This window comes from Streptococcus lishijunsis (assembly GCF_047290665.1).
GTDB lineage: Bacteria > Bacillota > Bacilli > Lactobacillales > Streptococcaceae > Streptococcus.
The window spans coordinates 25,985-45,272 of record NZ_JBLBUC010000011.1 but is presented as its reverse complement, the minus strand read 5'-3'; the positions used below and the strand labels follow the sequence as shown (position 1 = coordinate 45,272).

Below are 19,288 nucleotides of genomic sequence, written 5' to 3'. Positions count from 1 at the left end.
GATCTTATGGAATTTCTCTTTATTCTTAGTTTCATTGCGATTTTTATCGCACTTACATTGCTGGTCATGAGCCTGTTCAAATCCTTTAGACAGCTACGTATCCCTAGTCTGATTACCCTGACAGTAGCCATCGTTGCTTTCTTTGTAAGTAGCACCTTGGTGGATCCTGATGATTTCCAAGAAGAACGCATCATTGTTAGGCAACCAAGCACTTCTGGCAAAAAAGATAGCTCAACATCACGTTCTTCTGAAAGCCCTACGATTGAAGATTATCAAAAAGCAGATATGGATGCTTGGCTCAATGAAGACCTAGAAGAAGGTAGCCTAGTCTATGTCACTGGGACTATCTTTGATATCATTGAGGATGAGGAAGGTACAGCCTATGCCATCTATCTGACGCCTGATGACAGTGAAGAACAAACCGTTATCGCTTATATTGAAAAAGAGCGTTACTTAGAAGAACTAGCCGAAGATGACACTTTGACTATTTATGGGGTTGCTTTAGGAACGACGACCTACGAAACCATTGCTCGTCGAGAACACACTGCAGCAACTATGCTGGCTGATATCTACTCTGTTAACGCCAAAGCAGACACAGACCAAGAGACAGATGGTAACTCTGATATTGCCACAGAATCAACTATTTAATAAGCATACTAGTTATTTAAATACACAAAAAGACCCTTATCTCAAGGGTCTTTTATATAGCTTGTGATTAGATAGAGTCACCATTCCAAATCGAATTCTTAACAATAACATAATCGACATGACATAAGCTGTCTAAATCCTTACCACCAGCATAAGAAATAGAACTTTGTAAGTCTTGTTGCATCTCTGTCAGCGTATCAGCTAAATGCCCTTTGACAGGCAAGAGAATTTTTTTGCCTTCAACATTTTTATGCTCACCTTTTTGGTACTGTGACGCAGAGCCATAATATTCCTTATAAGACTCACCATCGACCTCTACTAGCTGACCTGGGCTCTCTAGATGGCCTGCAAATAAAGAGCCTATCATGACCATAGTCGCACCAAATCGAATCGATTTGGCAATGTCGCCATTGGTACGAATACCACCATCAGCAATGATAGGCTTGCGAGCCGCTTTGGCACACCAACGTAGCGCTGCCAATTGCCAGCCTCCTGTCCCAAAGCCTGTCTTAACCTTAGTAATACAAACTTTTCCAGGACCGATACCGACTTTTGTCGCATCAGCACCTGCATTTTCTAAATCGCGAACGGCTTGAGGTGTACCGACATTTCCAGCGATGACAAAAGTCTTAGGCAACTCTTGTTTGATATGCTTAATCATAGCCATAACACTATCTGCATGACCATGGGCAATATCAATCGTGATAAACTCAGGGGCGTCTTCTTTTAGCGAGCTCACAAAATCATATTCATAGTCTTTAACACCGACAGAGATAGACGCAATCAATCCTTCCTTGTGCATACGCTCAATAAAAGGCTTACGCGCCGCCTCATCAAAACGGTGCATGATATAAAAATACCCTTCACGCGCTAATCTCTCAGCAATAGTCTCATCAATAATCGTCTGCATATTCGCTGGGACAACTGGCATTTTAAAAGTATGACCGCCAAGAGTCACACTGGTATCAGCTTCTGAGCGACTACTAATAATACACTTATTAGGAATCAATTGAACGTCTTCATAGTCAAAAACAGGGATGTCATTTAGCATAGCTATACTCCTCTAAATAAAATGACCTTCCTATGCGAAATCACTTTCACATCGCTAGGTAAAAATCTTACCCTTCCATCTTACAGTCTAGCAAATGATTTGCTTTTCGTCAATTTAAAGACTTTTATTTTAATAAAATATTCGTTATTTACGAACGTTTTGTTAAGTTTTCCTTTAGTTTTCTTTCAGTTGTGATTAAGGCTTCTTTTATAAGCTTTGTTTAGAAGCTAATTTTGAAAGGAGTTCTTTATGAACCTTATAACACGCGCTTTTCTCTTTTTAAGAGCCAAAAAAGGGCGCACTTCCCTCCTAACCTTAGTGACAACGGCTATTTTAGTTTTTGTTTTAGCAGGACTAACCATAAAAAATGCAGCTGATACAGCCGTGGAAAACGCTAAAAAAGAGACTGGCGCTTCTGTTAGTGTCTCAGTCAGCCGTGATTATATGATGAGCCAAATGACCCCACCCGATAGCCAAAATACATCACAAAGTCAAGAAAGTCAAACTACTAATACTAGCTCATCGATGCCTAGTCTGTCTTTAAGTCAAGCCCAACAAATAGCTGAAAATAGCGAGGTCAAATCATACCTCTTCACCAGTACAACTAATGCAAATGCAGGAGATCATATCAGTCCTATCAGCACATCCTCTACAACATCATCTCAAACCAATCAAGGAGAGAATGCTCCTTTTGCAAGGATGGCATCTTTTGATTTCACCATTACTGGCGTCAACGCAACTGATAATCTAAGCAGCTTTAGCTCCTCTAGCAATCGTATTAGTAGTGGTCAAGGCATTACAGAAGAGAGCGCTGATAATAGTGCCTTGATTTCATCAGACTTAGCAGATAAAAATAATCTCAAAGTCGGTGATGACTTTACTGTAAAAACAACTATTAACGGGGTTGAGACTAGCCACACCTTGACTGTCATGGGTATCTACACCAGCTCAGAAACCACGTCTTCTGCTCAACTTCAAACCAATAGTAGCAATCCTGTTAATAACATCTACACTACTATCACTACTGCTAATAACCTTAAAGGCAATAGCGATAGTTTAGATCTTGCCACTTATACACTCAAGAATCCTACTAAAGTCAATAGCTTTGTCAAGACTGTCCAAAAAGACCTCGACTCCGACAAATACAGTGTTACCTCAAGCGATGAACTTTATCAGCAGATGCTCTCACCTCTAAACACCATCTCATCTATTGCTCAATACATTGTTATTTTAGTCGCTGTGGCAGGAGCTATTATCCTCACCTTGATCATCATGCTAAGCATACGTGAGCGTCGCTATGAGATAGGTGTGCTCATGAGCTTAGGGGAACATCGTCTCAAGATTATTGGACAGTTTTTCATTGAGCTTGTCAGTGTAGCGGTCGTTTCTATCATGTTAGCTGGCGCTTGTGGTAATCTTATCGGTAATGCCCTTGGTCAACAACTGCTAAGCTCAACGACAGCTACACATATGAGCGCTAATGGTCCACAGGGTGACAAAGCGCCTGAGATAAAAGACACCACTTCGTCAGATAATACCTCCAAAGCTACTGACAACAAGCGTCCCGACAACGCACCTCAAGGTGGTGGACCGATGACAGCTATCCATAATATCATCTCCCCTTCTTCTGATATAAACAACTTAAATATCAAAGTCACTGCAAGTGATCTCAGTAAACTAGGGGGCATTGCTATCCTTATCGCCTTTATCTCTACGTGTCTGGCTAGCATTGGCATTATCCGTATGAAACCTAAAGATATTTTAACATCACACTAGAGAGGAATTCTTATGATTTTACGCACACAAAACCTAGGCTATTCTTATACAGAACATCCTGATGATTATCTCTTTAAAGACGTCAACCTAAGTTTTGAAACAGGTCAGGTTTATAGCATTCTAGGTCAATCTGGAAGCGGTAAAACAACCTTTTTATCTCTATTAGCTGGGCTTGATAGCCCTAAGGAGGGGGCTGTTTTCTTAGATGATGTGGACATCTCCCAAAAAGGTCTTACTCACTATCGTCAACATCGAGTAGCTACTATTTTCCAATCCTACAACCTGCTCACTTATATGACGGCTAGACAAAATGTCAAAGCAGCTCTAGCTATCTCAGGTAAAAAAAGCGATGATCAAGCTATCTCTGAGTTATTTAAGCGCATCGGCATCAGCGAAGACTTAATGGACAAGCCTGTCTTAAAACTCTCTGGCGGACAGCAACAACGTGTGGCTATCGTCCGTGCTATAGCAACTGGGCACGACGTTATTATAGCTGATGAACCTACTGGAAACCTTGATGATACTACCACACAAGACATCATGAGCATTTTCAAAGATATCGCTCACCAACAAGGTAAAATCGTTATCATCGTCACTCATGAAAGAGACGTCGCAGACAATTCTGATGTCATCTACCAACTCAAACATAAAACCTTTCGTCCCCTCTCTAAAATCACTTAGCATTAAAGCTACTGATTTTGATAGCTTTGTGGTAAAATGAAAGTATCATTTACTTAAAGAAAGTTGGTTTATTATGCCATTTGTAACAATTGATTTATTTGAAGGACGCACATTAGAGCAAAAAGAAGCCTTGGCGCGTGAAGTCACTGAAGTTGTCTCACGTATTGCCAAAGCTCCTAAAGACAATATCCACGTCTTTATCAATGACATGCCTGAAGGCACTTATTTCCCACACGGCGAAATGAAACGCAAAAACTAACAGACCAAACTTAGAGTTCGTATCAGATTCTCAACACCATGCTATTGGCGGTTCACCTCCACATAGCTTAGTCAATGTATGAGAAACGATACGAACTTTTTAGCGTTTCCTCTCATTAGCTTATATAGTATAAGTTCAGACATAGCCTTAAGGAGTATTTAATGAAAGCAAGTACAGCGCAAAGACTTCAGCAAGTTATGGCTGAAAGGAATTTAAGACAAGTCGATGTTTTAAATTTATCTAAAAAGTACCAAGAGGAATTAGGTATCTCGATGTCTAAAAGTTCGTTATCAGAGTATCTAAGTGGTTCATCTACCCCAGACCAACATAAATTAACATTGCTCGGTAAAACATTGGGAGTTAGCGAAGCATGGCTTATGGGTTATAACGTCCCAAGAGTTGAACCTAAAAACATTATACTGGGTGACAATAATAGTATGAATACTATAGGGAATAATACCTATAATTTTACTCCAGATAGCGACCAAACCGACCACAACACCACCATGCAGAACCTAAGCACTGCTGATTTGAAGTTACAGCGTTCACTCTTAAATAAGATAGACGAAAACAATATCTTGTTACGCTCCATACTGGATGCGCAAGAGGAGGGAAACCAACTTCAAAAAGAAACCAATAGACTGTTAGAGAACTTACTTAATCAAAAATAATTCTCAAAAGGGATTGACAATAAGCCTAATCTATTTTAAAATGATTTTTTTATATTTAAGGAGAGAGGGAAAAGAAAAAAATGAAAATCACTAAAGAAGTTATAACGACTGGCGTTTTTATTGCACTGGGGTTTATTCTTCTACTTGGCTTGTTAGGTGAATTATGGCTAAGTGCTACGTATGGAAGAGAACGACCAGGCACTATTAACTATGTAAAAAAGACCTCTATATCATCTTCTAAAAGTACTAAGACAACCACCTCTTCTTCTAAAAGCGCTAAACAGATAGCCGAAGAGAGGAGAAAAGCAGAAAATGAAAGAATAATCCAAAACGCCGAAACAGCCGTCGCAAACCTAGAGTACCACCGCATAATAGAGTTCTACTATCCTGCTCAAGAGGCTGTCAAAATTGTTAATGATTATGCTACTAAAATGGAACTTCAAGAACGAGTCAATTTTGTTTACAATGCCATCTTAGAAGAACGAGCAAGAATAGCAGCCGCAGAAAAAGCACAAAGAGAAGCCGAGATTGAAGCACAAAGGGAAGCAGAACGTCAAGAACAAGCACAAAGACAGGCTGAACTAGAAGCACAAAGACAAGCGGACATTGTTGCTCAACAAAATGCACAGTATCAAGCACAACAACAAAATCCTCAACCAGTACAAGGGACTACCCCTCAACAAAGTCCCAAAACTCATTACCCAAACTGTACTGCCGCTCAAAATGCTGGAGTTGGTCCAATTTATCGTGGGCAAGATGGCTACGGTGTACACTTAGACCGTGACGGAGACGGTATCGCTTGTGAATGGAACAAATAACTAACACAAAAAGCACCCAATGGGTGCTTTCTTAGAAAGTAACAATCATGTCAGGTAAAAATGCAACAAAAAGAAATTAAGCCAAGATAAATCGTATCTCTCAACATGTTCACATCAAGCACAAATCAAGTAAGGTACGTTGTTATTATTACTCACAATACTATAAAGGAGTTTCTATGTTTGCTAGTCATCGATTACACCTGATGGGGACGGTTATTGATTTAACTATTGATTCAGATAAGCCAAGTGAGCATATCAAGCATTTAGTAGCTAAACTTCACCTCTACACCAATCGCTTTAGCGCTAACGACAGTCAGTCTGAATTGATGGCCATCAACCACAAAGCTGGACTTAGTCCTATCTATTGCCACCCACAATTAGTTGAGCTTATCGCTATTGGTAAACAGCATAGTCTAGCCTATCCTAGCCAACTTAACATTGCTATTGGGCCTTTAGTGCAATTGTGGCGTATCGGCTTTAAAGAGGCTCAAAAACCTAGACCAGACGAAATAAAAACACAACTACTCCTCACTAATCCGCGCGACATCCAACTCGATTCCCAAAATAAGAGCGTCTTTCTCAAACACACGGGCATGAAGTTAGACTTAGGTGCTCTAGCTAAGGGCTATATCGCAGATCAGCTCGTCTGCTACCTCAAGTCTAAGGGCGTTCGCTCTGCCATGCTAAATCTTGGGGGTAACATCCTAACTTATGGAGCACCAGCCCAAGCTCAAGAAAGCCACTGGTCAATCGGTATCCAGCAGCCCATGCAAAAACGTGGCTTGTGTCTAGGCTATCTCCACATCAAAAATCGCTCTGTTGTGACCTCTGGTATCTATGAACGTTATCTAAAGATTGGTCCAAAAACTTACCACCATATCCTAGACAGACATACAGGCTATCCCATAAAGACCAGTATTGTCAGCCTAACCATTATCTCAAAAACTTCATTAGATGGCGAAATTTGGACAAGTCGTCTATTTGGTTATGAACTAGAGGTCATCTTAAGCACTGTCGAATCCCTTGAGGGAATCGAAGCCATCATCATCACTCAAGAGAGAGCTATATACATCACCACAGGTCTTAGCGAGCACTTTTCTGCTCTACCTTTTAGTGGCTATCAACTCATTATCAACCCTTTTAAGCACAAAATGCAGTGACAAAAGTCACTGCATCTATACCAATGTTCAAGAAGTAGCTATGCGATATAAGGAAATAGGAGATAGGTATGCCTAAAATGGTCTTGTCTCGCTTACTTCCTGATACATATAGTACCGTATCTTATGATACTCCAATTTCACATACCTGTAGTTGGGCATACTAGCACACCATTATTATCTCGCAATTCGGACTTTTCTAACAGTCCAAATCATACACAGTAAATAATAGCTCACTTTTTCGTTTGAACACAAAAAAGAGCCAGTAAGGACTGCAATCTTACTGGCCTTTTTCTTAATCTATAAGAGCTTTAAGAGCTGCTACAGCCTTATCATAATCAGGCTCACTATTGACATTATCAACGTAGTCAACATAGGTCACACGATTATCCTTGTCAAGAATAAGCACTGCACGCGCTAGCAGATTCCACTCTTGCATCAATAAGCCATAGGTTTTTCCAAAAGAACCTTCCCTATAATCCGATAACATAACCGCTTTCTCCAAGCCCTCTGCACCACACCAACGCGCTTGAGCAAATGGTAAATCCTTTGAAATCGTAATCACGACAGTATCTGGCATGTTTGATAGGACTTGATTGAACGTACGCGTTTGCGTTGAGCAGATACCTGTATCAATAGATGGCACAACGCTGATCACTTTATAGTTTTCAGTAAAGTCTGATAGGGATTTTAAGGTCAAATCCGTTGTCATCGCTGTAAAATCGGGTGCCACTTGACCGACAGCCAACTGTTCACCAATAAGAGTAACAGGTTTTCCTAAAAATGTTGTCATATGCTACCTTCTTTCTAGAGATACCTCCATTATACCCTTTTAAGGTCTGTTTGACGATTATTTTGCCTAGAAGCTTAGCTCAGCTCATTAAAATCCCAAATGGCATCTACCCAGCCCTCATAAAAATCAGGCTCATGACAGACCATTAGCACTGACCCTTTGTAAGCTTTCAAGGCACGTTTCAATTCCTCTTTAGCATCGACATCTAGGTGGTTAGTCGGCTCATCAAGTACTAACACATTATGTTCACGATTCATCAAAAGGCAAAAACGTACCTTAGCTTGCTCACCACCAGATAAGACTTGTATCTGACTTTCAATATGTTTACTGGTCAAGCCACACCTTGCTAGTGCTGCACGAATCTCTGCCTGATTCATGGCTGGAAAGGCCTCCCACACGGCCTCTAGAGGTGTTTGACGATTACCAGCGGCTACTTCTTGTTCAAAATAACCCAACTCTAAATAATCACCACGCTCAACAGATCCTGATATAGGTTTAATAAGCCCTAGCAAGCTTTTTAAAAGCGTTGTTTTCCCGATACCATTAGCACCAACAATGGCGATTTTCTGATTACGCTCAAACGTTAGATTTAACGGTTTGGTTAGCGCTCTGTCATAGCCGATTTGTAGATTTTCAGCTTGAAAGATAAAGCGACTCGGAGTTCTCGCCTCTTTAAACGCAAAACTTGGTTTTGGTTTTTCAGCTTGCAATTCGATTTTTTCCATCTTATCCAGCTTTTTTTGACGTGACATCGCCATATTGCGTGTGGCTACGCGCGCTTTATTACGGTTAACAAAATCTTGTAAGTCGGCAATTTCTTTTTGCTGACGCTCATAAGCTGCTTCAAGCTGAGCTTTTTTCATAGCATAGACGTCTTGGAACTGATAGTAATCACCTGTATAACGCACCAAATCTAAATTTTCAACATGATAGACAATGTTAATCACATCATTTAGAAACGGAATATCATGTGAAATCAAAATAAAGGCATTTTCATAATCCTGCAAGTAACGCTTGAGCCACTCGATATGCTCGGCATCTAAATAATTGGTCGGCTCATCTAAGAGCAATATATCTGGCTTTTCTAGGAGTAACTTTGCCAAAAGTACCTTAGTACGCTGACCACCAGAGAGCTCAGTGACATCACTATCCATCCCAAAATCCATGACGCCCAGTGCTCTTGCGACTTCGTCAATCTTGGCATCTAGCGTATAAAAATCACGACTCTCGAGGCGATCTTGTAGCTCACCGACTTCCTCCATCAAAGTATCCATATCAGCACCATCTTCAGACATCGATAGGTAAATATCATTGATACGAGCTTCCGTCTTAAAAAGCTCATCAAAAGCTGTCCGTAAGACGTCTCGCACAGTCTGTCCTTCCTCTAAAACTGTATGTTGATCTAAATAACCAGCGCTTACATACTTTGACCACTCTACTTTTCCTTCATCAGGTTGCAGATGTCCTGTAACAATGGACATAAAGGTTGATTTTCCCTCACCATTGGCACCAATAAGACCGATATGCTCGCCTTTCAAAAGACGAAAAGACACATTTTCAAAAATGGCACGATCTCCAAAACCATGACTTAATTGCTTAACTTCTAAAATACTCATAATTCCCTCATTGTTATATTATTAGCTTCTTGGATAATCCTCAAAAAAACGAGGCAAGAACAATGTCCTAGCCTCTTTGCCATCTACTTAAGCTTTTCAAAATGTAGATGTACCGCTAAATGGTCTGAATAACCGCTACGCTCTAAATCACGTTGCAGACGATAAGCAATATAATGCTCAGCAATAGTGATATAACCTGCATCTAGCAAACGGTTCTCAACAAGAGATTGAACCATACTAATCGTCGGCCGCTCAACTTGCGCCTCTTCAAGGTCAATCACCACTTTTTTAGTGACCTGAGCTAAGTCTTGTCTCAGAGCATCATCTAAGGCATAGACTGTCTGCGCTGCTTTTAAAATGGCTTGATAAATCTTATCTGGGTCAAAGGCTACAACCTGCCCATTACGCTTGGTTACTTGCATAACAACCTCCTTACTTTTTCGCTATCTCATTTGTATTGTCTAGTAGTCTGGACGAAGAACGCCTGTCACATAGTAAGGTGTCGGCTCATAATTCAACACCACTTGAATAATGCGTTCCGCTTCTGCCTGTGTGCATGACACCAATGGCAACCTTAATGGTCCTACCTCAAATCCAAGATGATTCAACACAGCCTTAACTGGCGCAGGACTCGCTACTGAAAAGAGTGCATTGACTTTAGGTAAAAATTGTCTTTGAATCTTGGCCGCTTTTTTTATATCTCCCAACTCAATAGCTGATAACATCTCATACATCTCATCACCGTTGGTATGAGAAGCAACACTAATGACACCGTCAGCACCCAAATTCATGGCATGAAAAGCCTCACCGTCCTCACCTGTATAGACTAAAAAGTCCTCAGGCTTATGCTCAATAAGATAAGCCATATTGTCTAAGGTGGTGCATTCCTTAACACCGATAATATTGGGATGCTGCGCCAAGCGTATCATCGTTTCTGGCGTCAACTCTGTAATTACTCGCCCTGGAATATTGTAGATAATGATAGGCAAGTCACTCGCATCAGCAATTGCCTTAAAATGCTGATAAAGTCCTTCTTGTGTCGGTTTATTGTAATAAGGAACAATCGCTAGACCAGCTGCAAAACCACCAAAGTCAGCTACTTCCTTGGCAAAATCCACAGAATCTCTCGTATCATTGGTCCCTACACCTGCAATCAAAGGGACACGTCCTTTAACAATATCTTGAACGGCCGCAAATAGCTCTAGCTCTTCATCGTGAGTCAATGTCGGACTCTCAGCTGTTGTCCCAGCTAATAAGAGGGCTTCTGTGTGATGTTCTAATAAATGCTCAATCAACTTAGGCAGTGCATCAAAATGGATAGAGCCATCTTCTTTAAATGGTGTCACTAAAGCTGTGATGAGCTTTACTTGTTTTAAAGCGTCAATTGACATAATGTTCTCTTTTCTATTTGTTACAAAAGCAGACTGATAGACGATTTGATTTCACTCGTCAAAAACTACAACAACTCAAACTTGAGCTCACTTGTCGCACGAACCAAGCCGCGCTCATGAAGGGTTTCTGCAATCTGCACAGAATTCCAAGCAGCTCCTTTGAGAAGATTATCAGAAACTACCCACATATGAATACCTTTTTCAGCATCCAAGTCTTTACGAATACGTCCCACAAAGGTATCTCGACTACCAACTGCGTTGACGGCTTGTGGGTATAGCTGCTCTTTAGGATCATCTTCTAGCACTGCCCCATCAAAATCAGCAATAGCTGCTTTAACCTCTTCAATAGGTGCTAGGTCTTTTGTCTCGATGTAGATAGACTCTGAATGAGCCGATAAAACAGGAATACGCACACAAGTCGCTGAGACCTTAATGCTGTCATCTTCCATAATTTTCTTGGTTTCATTGGTCATCTTCATTTCTTCGTAGGTATAGTCGTTGTCCGTAAAGACATCAATCTGCGCAAGTGCGTTAAAAGCGATCGGATAATGCTTTTTATCCCCACCACTTGGTAGAATCTCTGCCGTCACATCTTTAGGATCGCGGCCATCATTTAAGACTTCCTTAAATTGTGACTTGGTTTCTTCGATAGCTCTAGCTCCTGCACCTGACACGGCTTGATAAGTAGAGACAATGATACGATCTAAGCCCCATTTTTGGCGAATAGGCTCTAAAGCTACCATCATCTGAATAGTCGAACAATTAGGACAAGCGATGATACCATTATGCTGGTCCATGGCATGTGCATTGACTTCTGGTACAACAAGAGGCACATCAGGATTTTGGCGGAAATGTGATGTATTATCAACAACGACGGCACCTGCTTTTACCGCATAGGGAGCATACAGCGCTGACGTAGAACCTCCAGCTGAGAACAAGGCAATATCCACACCTTCAAAAGCTGTTTTGGTTGTTTCCTCTACGGTAATCGCTTCACCCTTAAAAAAAAGTTGCTTCCCAGCTGAACGACTAGATGATAGCAAACGCACGCGATCAATTGGCAAGCTTGATTGCTCCAATTGCTTAATCATCTGTGTGCCGACAGCACCTGTAGCCCCTACAACCGCAACTGTATATCCCATGTCTTTACCTCCGTAAATACTTTTCGCATTCAAAATTTTCTAACATTATAATAGTTAATTATATCACTTTTTAGCCTGATTGAAAAGATGAAAAAGCGCTTGCCTATCATAAAAATAAAAAAGAGACTGAGTAAAACTCAGTCTCAAAGGGCACCCTCAAGGTGTGATTAGCAGGTTCACACAACTAATCAAAGTCCGCTCCTTGCGTTAATGACCTCCCTATTTTCCGAAAATGGCAAAACCATTTATCGACTCATCGCATAATAGTATTCTATCACATTTTTAAAAACTTAGCAACTATAACAGCGGTGCAATTGTCTTAACTAATGAGCCTGCTACTTTTTGATGCAATGGCAGTGCTTTTACAGTCTCAAGGGTCACTTTTTTAGAAAGCTCTTGGGTGTCTAAAAAGTCCTGGTAAATATCTGCAATCACATCGACCTTATAGAGATAAGTGGCACATTCAAAATGATGATAAAGACTTCGATAATCAAGGTTAATCGTCCCAACAACCGCCTTACTGTGGTCGCTCACAAAGACTTTAGCATGCACAAAGCCAGGGGTATATTCATAAATTTTCACGCCAGAATTTAAAAGAGGACGATAATAAGTTTTAGCCAGATAATAAGCCATCGGTTTATCAGGAATACCAGGCATAATAATACGCACATCTACCCCACGCTCAGCAGCAAAACGAAGAGCATGCTCCATCTCACTATCTAAAATTAAATACGGCGTCATGATATAGACATATTGGCGTGCATGATTGAGAATATCAATATAAACATTTTCACCAACCTTATCCCTATCAAGAGGTGAGTCCGCATAAGGAATAACATAACCACTTGTAGCTGGTAGCTGGTCATGCGCTCTAAGATATGGCGTAACTAAAAGCTCTCTTTCTGTCGTTGTCCATAACTGTAAAAAGATGACGACAAAACTATCAACAGCATCTCCCCTTAACTTGATAGCTGTATCTTTCCAGTGTCCAAAACGCTCAATATGATTGATGTATTCATCTGCTAGATTGACCCCACCAGTGTAGGCGACTTGACCATCAATAATAGCAATCTTGCGGTGGTCACGATAGTTGTAATAGGTTGATAAAAATGGTGTAACAGGCGAAAAGGCCTTGGCTTTAATCCCCACAGCTTGCAGACGCTTGGCATAGTCTGTTGATAATTTGGTGATTTCAATCAAGCCATCATACATCACACGAACCTCGACCCCTTCAGCGACTTTTTGCTCCAGAATCTGTAAAATCTCTCCCCACATCAACCCCTCATCAATGATGAAAAATTCGAGAAAAATGTAATCTTTAGCTTTTAGCAACTCCTGCTTAAAATCAGCAAAAAAATCTTCTCCTAGAGGGAAATAAGTGACCTGAGTATTTTGATAAGCTGGAAAATCACCACGACACTTTTCAAAATAGCGTACCAGATGATAGGTCGTTGAGGCAGTGCTTTTAAGGTCATGCATAATTTCTGGCTTCGTTTTTAAAAAGTGCGATGTCTCATCTGTTAAATCGTCAATCCGTTTTTTTAGACCACGATAACCTAGATCAAGACGTGTATAAATCAGTAAGGCTGATCCAAACAAAGGTGCCACCATAATCAAAATCAACCAGGTGACACGCGAAATCGCATCCATCTCCCCATTAACCAAGTAAAAAATAGCAGCTATTGACAACAAACGCTCTAAAATAATCAGTAAATTACGATATTGATCCAGCCAGACATAAGTTGCTGCTAAGAACAGCAATTGCACAAATAGCAGTACAAAAATCAACAAGGCGCGGCTAAATAAGACACGCTTCATCCCACGATGTCCTTTTTCAAGCAAATAGACTGGTTTTGATTGACTTGCGATGATAACTTCCTCCTTTTCTTCAAATACAATCCTATTTATTATAGCATAAAGCCTTGAACAGATAAATCACTATATCACAAAAAAGTTGCTCCTTAAAGAACAACTTTTTACGATAGTCATTAGAATAAGCCGACAGCTGTTCCGTCCTCTAAGACATCCATATTAAGCGCTGCAGGTTGTTTTGGTAAGCCTGGCATTGTCATGACATCACCTGTAAGAGCCACAATAAAGCCAGCGCCTGTCTTTGGTACAAACTCACGAATAGTAATCTCAAAATCCTCTGGTGCACCAAGTAATGCTGGATTATCTGAGAAACTGTACTGTGTTTTTGCCATACAAACAGGAAGTTTGTCCCAGCCAAATGCTTCAAACTGCTTCAACTGCGTCTTAGCCTTAGGACCAAAGACGACACCTTTAGCACCGTAGATGTGTTTGGCAATCTTACTTACTTTTTCCTCAAGACTATCTTGGTCGCTATAGAGACGTGTGTAAGTTGCTGGATGTTGCTCAATGGTATCAACAACCGTCTGCGCTAGAGCTAAACCTCCCTCAGCACCATCTGCCCAGACACTAGCTAGCTCAACAGGCACATCAATACTATCACATAGCTCTTTGAGTGTCTTTATCTCATCTTCGGTATCTGAGACGAACTCATTGATAGCCACTACGACAGGGACACCGTATTGACGCATATTGTTTACATGGCGTTTTAAGTTGGCAAAACCAGCCTTAATAGCCTCGATATTTTCTTGTGTTAAGTCTGCTTTAGCGACACCACCGTGCATCTTAAGAGCACGTAATGTCGCAACAACAACAATAGCATCTGGGCTTGTTGGAAGATTAGGTGTTTTGATGTCAAGGAACTTTTCAGCCCCCAAATCCGCTCCAAAACCAGCTTCTGTAACAGTATAATCAGCAAGACGCAGCGCTGTTGTTGTTGCTAAAACAGAGTTACAACCATGGGCGATATTGGCAAATGGACCACCATGTACCAAAGCAGGCGTACCATAGATCGTTTGCACCAAATTAGGTTTGATGGCATCTTTTAAAATAAGGGTCAGAGCGCCTTCAACCTTTAGGTCTTTAACATAAACAGGGCTACGATCAAAACGATAGCCAATGACAATATTAGACAAGCGCTCCTTTAAGTCGGCTAGGTCTGTTGCCAAACACAAGATAGCCATAATTTCAGATGCAACCGTAATATCAAAACCATCCTCACGTGGAATACCATTGACTGGGCTACCAAGCCCCACTGTCACATGACGAAGAGCACGGTCATTCAAGTCAACAACACGTTTCCAAATAATACGACGTTGGTCAATTCCTAACGCATTTCCTTGATGAAGGTGATTGTCAATCAAAGCTGACAGGGCATTATTGGCAGTTGTTATCGCATGCATATCCCCTGTAAAATGAAGATTGATATCTTCCATAGGTAGTACTTGTGCATAGCCCCCACCAGCTGCACCACCTTTGATACCCATGACAGGTCCTAAGGATGGCTCACGAAGCGCAATCATGGTTTTCTTACCTAGTTTATTGAGGGCATCAGCTAGTCCGATAGACATAGTAGATTTCCCTTCTCCTGCTGGTGTAGGGTTGATAGCCGTTACCAAAATCAACTTCCCAGCTTCTTTATCCTTCAAGGATTCTATTTTTTCAAAAGACAATTTTGCCTTGTATTTTCCATATAATTCCAAGTCATCACTTGTGATTCCTACTTGCTCAACAATATCTGTGATTGGTTGCAAGGTTACACTTTGTGCAATTTCGATATCGGATTTCATTTCATCACCTCTTTAACTTGATAGTAACATTATACCAAACACTCTTAAAAAACGCACGTTTTTATTTTTAATTATTTAAATGTTCGCTTTTAGCAGGTTTGCCCTGTCCTAGCAACACCACAAAAAACTTTACGGATAAGCTTTTTTTCGTTAAAATATGACTATGAAAATTTTGATTACATCAGGTGGCACATCAGAAGCTATCGACAGTGTTCGTAGTATCACCAATCACTCCACAGGCCAACTTGGAGCTCTTATTGCTCAGACATTTCTGGAGCAGGGGCATCAAGTGACTCTTCTAACGACAAAAAATGCCATCAAACCTCAGTCTCACCCCAAGCTATCTACCATAATCATCACCAACACAGCTAGTCTCCAAAAAGAGCTGCAAGAGCGTGTCTTAGAGCATGACGTCTGCATTCATAGTATGGCGGTGTCTGATTATCGTCCCATCTATATGACGGATATTGATAAGCTTGACGCTGAAGAAAATGTTCGGAATTTCCTTACTAAAGAGAATGACCAAGCTAAAATTTCATCAGATAGTGACTACCAAGTTCTTTTTCTTGAAAAGACACCCAAGCTCCTATCCCACATCAAAGAGTGGAATCCTAATATTATTCTTGTGGGCTTTAAGTTATTAGTTGATGTGTCAGAAAAAGAACTCCTAAGCGTTGCTAAGGCTAGCCTTATAAAGAATAAAGCGGATTTTATCCTAGCTAATGACTTAACCCATATTGATACTAATAAACACATTGGCTTTTTAGTGTCTAAAGACGCTATCCAAAAAGCCAACACCAAACCTGCTATTGCACAACTTATCTATGAAAAGGTGACACATCATGTCTAACAAACGACTCCTATTGGCCGTATCTGGTAGTATCTCTGCTTACAAGGCAGCAGATTTAAGTAATCAACTGACAAAAATGGGCTATGATGTCCATGTCTTGATGACCCAAGCAGCTCAACAATTTATTACCCCACTAACCCTACAAGTACTCTCTAAAAACTCTGTCCATACAGATGTGATGACAGAGACTGACCCAAAGATTATCAATCATATCGAACTAGCCAAAACCTGCGATGTTTTTTTACTAGCACCTGCCTCTGCTAACACCATCGCTCATTTAGCTTATGGTTTTGCTGACAATATGGTCACTACCACAGCGCTGGCTCTTGCTGAGACAACACCTAAATTCTTTGCACCTGCTATGAATACCAAGATGTACAACCATCCAGCGACTAAAGCTAATATCAAAACCCTTAGTGATATGGGCTATCAGGAAATACCTCCTCGAAGTAGTATTCTTGCCTGTGGCGACAAAGGACAAGGTGCCCTTGCTGAGCTGGATACTATCATCAACAGCCTACCTCTACCAACTCAAAACCATCTTATCTAGGAGATCCCATGAAAAGACAAAAATCCCAACATATTGCCATAATAGCCATCTTCTTTGCCATTATGCTGCTCATTCATTTTATCTCTAACCTCGTTTTTAACTTATGGCCTGTCCCTATCAAGCCAACACTCATTCATATCCCTGTTATTATCGCATCTATCCTCTACGGACCACGTATTGGAGCTAGTCTGGGTGCTTTGATGGGGCTTATCAGCCTCTTGACTAATACTATTGTCATCCTACCATCTAGCTATCTTTTTTCTCCTTTTGTCCCAAATGGCAATCTCTTTTCCCTTCTTATCGCTTTTTTACCACGTATTTTGACAGGTATTTTTCCTTACTATATTGCTAAATACTGGCGCGGTAAAATTGGGCTAGGAGTGGCTGGTGCGATTGGGTCATTAACCAATACTATCTTTGTCCTTTTAGGTATCTTTCTCTTTTTTGGTTCTTTTTACGGCAATAGCTTTAAAACAGTCCTCTCGCTCATTATCTCTACCAATTCCCTTAGCGAGCTTATCATTTCAGTAGTGCTTGTCCTCAGTATCGTCCCTATATTAAAAAGACAACGTTAATCACGTTGTCTTTTTTTACAACAAATTATATCTTTTTTATGCTTATTATTAGCTTATCTGTTGCAAATAATAGCATAATAACCTATAATATAAGAAACTAATGACAAAGGATGTAAGATATGTCACTTCACTTTTCACCTCAAGCCTTGTCTGATATGATTCGACACTACCGCAAGGCTAACCATCTCTCTCAAGAACAACTAGCACAAAATACGGGTATCAATCGCTCTACACTCAGCCAAATCGAGCAGGGGAGCCATAGCCCGTCTCTTTCTCAGCTCGAAAAACTCGCTAATACCATTTCTTTTGAGCTGACTGATGTCTTTATCACTCCCCCAAAAGCTAAAAAAGCACTTGACAAAGCCTATAACATTGCAGTAGCTGGTACTGGCTATGTAGGATTGTCCATAGCAGTCCTCTTAGCTCAGCACAATCCTGTCACAGCAGTTGATATTATCGCTGAGAAAGTCGATATGATTAACGCAAAGCAATCCCCTATCCAAGACGACTATATCGAGCGCTATCTTGCTGAAAAAGACTTACAGCTACATGCCACCACAGATGGGGATAGTGCTTATAAGGACGCTGATTTTGTCGTCATTGCTGCACCTACCAACTATGACAGTGATAAAAATTATTTTGACACCAGCAGTGTTGAAGCCGTTATCAAGCAAGTCTTAGCAGTCAATCCTAACGCAATTATGGTCATCAAATCAACCATTCCTGTCGGATTTACTCGCTATGCTAGAGAGACATTCCAGACAGACAATATCATCTTTAGTCCTGAATTTTTAAGAGAATCAAAAGCCCTTTACGATAATCTTTATCCCAGTCGTATTATCGTCTCCAAAGACAGTAATAATCCAAGGCTAGCCGCTGCTTCTGAGACATTTGCTAATCTTTTACAAAATGGTGCTGAAAAAGAGGATATAGACCTACTCTTTATGGGCTCTACCGAAGCAGAAGCTGTCAAGCTCTTTGCCAACACTTACCTAGCTCTACGTGTCTCTTATTTTAATGAATTAGATACCTATGCTGAGATGAAATCGCTAGATACACAAGCCATCATCGAAGGAGTAGGACTTGATCCACGTATTGGCAGTCATTATAATAACCCATCATTTGGCTATGGTGGCTACTGCCTACCTAAAGACACCAAGCAACTACTTGCCAATTACAACGATATTCCTCAAAATATGATGACCGCCATCGTTGATTCCAATCGAACACGAAAAGATTTCATCGCTGATCAAGTGCTAAAACTTGCTGGCTACTACAATTACAGTGAAAAGAATGCCTATTCTCCTCAAAATGAGCAAGAAACAACCATCGGAGTTTACCGTCTTACAATGAAAAGTCAGTCCGATAATTTTCGTCAAAGCTCTATCCAAGGAGTGATGAAACGTATCAAGGCTAAGGGTGCAACCGTTATTATCTATGAACCAACGCTTGAGAACGGCTCTACCTTCTTTGGCTCTAAAGTTGTCAATAACCTTGCTCAATTCAAAAAACTCAGCCACTCCATCATCGCTAACCGCTATAATAGCGAACTTGATGATGTCAAAGATAAGGTCTATACCCGTGATATTTTTAGACGTGATTAAACATATTAAAAAGTAGTAAAGTCTATCTTTACTACTTTTTTTGTATC

At 40.6% G+C, this 19,288-nt stretch carries 19 protein-coding genes; 11 read left to right on the top strand and 8 right to left on the bottom strand.

Features of this window, described 5'->3' with window-relative positions:
• Positions 1–6 precede the first annotated feature (6 nt).
• Positions 7–648, top strand: a complete 642-nt coding sequence (locus tag ACLN19_RS05900) for an SUR7/PalI family protein (RefSeq protein WP_413384283.1) — start codon at positions 7–9, stop codon at positions 646–648.
• Between the two features lie 67 nt (positions 649–715).
• Here the strand turns inward: ACLN19_RS05900 and guaC are convergent, their stop codons facing one another.
• The gene (gene guaC, locus ACLN19_RS05895) at positions 716–1,699 is read right to left on the bottom strand and encodes a GMP reductase (RefSeq protein ID WP_413384281.1); all 984 of its coding nucleotides are present in this window, start codon (positions 1,697–1,699) and stop codon (positions 716–718) included.
• 249 nt (positions 1,700–1,948) lie between these two features.
• Between guaC and ACLN19_RS05890 the strand changes: the two genes are divergently transcribed.
• The 6 genes from ACLN19_RS05890 (at position 1,949) to ACLN19_RS05865 (ending at position 7,064) form a co-directional block, all read left to right on the top strand.
• Entirely contained in the window at positions 1,949–3,475 is a 1,527-nt protein-coding gene (locus tag ACLN19_RS05890) for an ABC transporter permease (protein ID WP_413384279.1), read from the top strand.
• A gap of 12 nt (positions 3,476–3,487) precedes the next feature.
• Positions 3,488–4,156 (top strand): ABC transporter ATP-binding protein, encoded by a 669-nt coding sequence (locus ACLN19_RS05885; RefSeq protein ID WP_413384277.1) that lies wholly within the window; start codon positions 3,488–3,490, stop codon positions 4,154–4,156.
• 73 nt (positions 4,157–4,229) lie between these two features.
• A complete protein-coding gene (locus tag ACLN19_RS05880; RefSeq protein WP_413384275.1) occupies positions 4,230–4,415 on the top strand; it encodes a 4-oxalocrotonate tautomerase in 186 nt (61 codons plus the stop codon).
• 161 nt (positions 4,416–4,576) lie between these two features.
• The gene (locus tag ACLN19_RS05875) at positions 4,577–5,086 is read left to right on the top strand and encodes a helix-turn-helix domain-containing protein (RefSeq protein WP_413384273.1); all 510 of its coding nucleotides are present in this window, start codon (positions 4,577–4,579) and stop codon (positions 5,084–5,086) included.
• An 80-nt stretch (positions 5,087–5,166) separates the two neighbouring features.
• Positions 5,167–5,904, top strand: a complete 738-nt coding sequence (locus tag ACLN19_RS05870; protein WP_413384271.1) for an excalibur calcium-binding domain-containing protein — start codon at positions 5,167–5,169, stop codon at positions 5,902–5,904.
• Between the two features lie 176 nt (positions 5,905–6,080).
• Positions 6,081–7,064, top strand: a complete 984-nt coding sequence (locus tag ACLN19_RS05865) for an FAD:protein FMN transferase (protein WP_413384268.1) — start codon at positions 6,081–6,083, stop codon at positions 7,062–7,064.
• Positions 7,065–7,356: 292 nt separating this feature from the next.
• On the opposite strand, the gene tpx is transcribed toward ACLN19_RS05865, so the two are convergent.
• The 7 genes from tpx to ACLN19_RS05830 all read right to left on the bottom strand — a co-directional run bounded on the left by tpx (position 7,357) and on the right by ACLN19_RS05830 (position 15,662).
• A complete protein-coding gene (gene tpx, locus ACLN19_RS05860; RefSeq protein WP_413384266.1) occupies positions 7,357–7,854 on the bottom strand; it encodes a thiol peroxidase in 498 nt (165 codons plus the stop codon).
• Between the two features lie 74 nt (positions 7,855–7,928).
• Positions 7,929–9,470, bottom strand: coding sequence for an ABC-F family ATP-binding cassette domain-containing protein (locus tag ACLN19_RS05855; protein WP_413384264.1), 1,542 nt, complete (start codon positions 9,468–9,470; stop codon positions 7,929–7,931).
• A gap of 83 nt (positions 9,471–9,553) precedes the next feature.
• Positions 9,554–9,892, bottom strand: a complete 339-nt coding sequence (locus ACLN19_RS05850) for an ATP cone domain-containing protein (protein ID WP_413384262.1) — start codon at positions 9,890–9,892, stop codon at positions 9,554–9,556.
• Between the two features lie 39 nt (positions 9,893–9,931).
• Positions 9,932–10,861: a 4-hydroxy-tetrahydrodipicolinate synthase gene (gene dapA, locus ACLN19_RS05845; protein ID WP_413384260.1), complete on the bottom strand. Its 930-nt coding sequence runs from the start codon at positions 10,859–10,861 to the stop codon at positions 9,932–9,934.
• 65 nt (positions 10,862–10,926) lie between these two features.
• The gene (locus tag ACLN19_RS05840) at positions 10,927–12,003 is read right to left on the bottom strand and encodes an aspartate-semialdehyde dehydrogenase (RefSeq protein ID WP_413384258.1); all 1,077 of its coding nucleotides are present in this window, start codon (positions 12,001–12,003) and stop codon (positions 10,927–10,929) included.
• A gap of 297 nt (positions 12,004–12,300) precedes the next feature.
• Positions 12,301–13,902: a cardiolipin synthase gene (cls, locus tag ACLN19_RS05835; protein ID WP_413384314.1), complete on the bottom strand. Its 1,602-nt coding sequence runs from the start codon at positions 13,900–13,902 to the stop codon at positions 12,301–12,303.
• Between the two features lie 89 nt (positions 13,903–13,991).
• Positions 13,992–15,662, bottom strand: coding sequence for a formate--tetrahydrofolate ligase (locus ACLN19_RS05830; RefSeq protein WP_413384256.1), 1,671 nt, complete (start codon positions 15,660–15,662; stop codon positions 13,992–13,994).
• Between the two features lie 163 nt (positions 15,663–15,825).
• Here ACLN19_RS05830 and ACLN19_RS05825 point away from each other — a divergent pair, with 163 nt between their 5' ends.
• From ACLN19_RS05825 to ACLN19_RS05810, 4 genes are all read left to right on the top strand, one after another.
• Positions 15,826–16,512, top strand: a complete 687-nt coding sequence (locus ACLN19_RS05825; protein WP_413384254.1) for a phosphopantothenate--cysteine ligase — start codon at positions 15,826–15,828, stop codon at positions 16,510–16,512.
• Positions 16,505–17,062: a phosphopantothenoylcysteine decarboxylase gene (gene coaC, locus ACLN19_RS05820; protein WP_413384252.1), complete on the top strand. Its 558-nt coding sequence runs from the start codon at positions 16,505–16,507 to the stop codon at positions 17,060–17,062. Before ACLN19_RS05825 ends, coaC begins: the two co-directional genes overlap by 8 nt.
• Positions 17,063–17,070: 8 nt before the next feature.
• Entirely contained in the window at positions 17,071–17,637 is a 567-nt protein-coding gene (locus ACLN19_RS05815; protein ID WP_413384249.1) for an ECF transporter S component, read from the top strand.
• A gap of 119 nt (positions 17,638–17,756) precedes the next feature.
• Positions 17,757–19,241 (top strand): nucleotide sugar dehydrogenase, encoded by a 1,485-nt coding sequence (locus tag ACLN19_RS05810; protein ID WP_413384247.1) that lies wholly within the window; start codon positions 17,757–17,759, stop codon positions 19,239–19,241.
• The last annotated feature ends 47 nt before the right edge of the window (positions 19,242–19,288 follow it).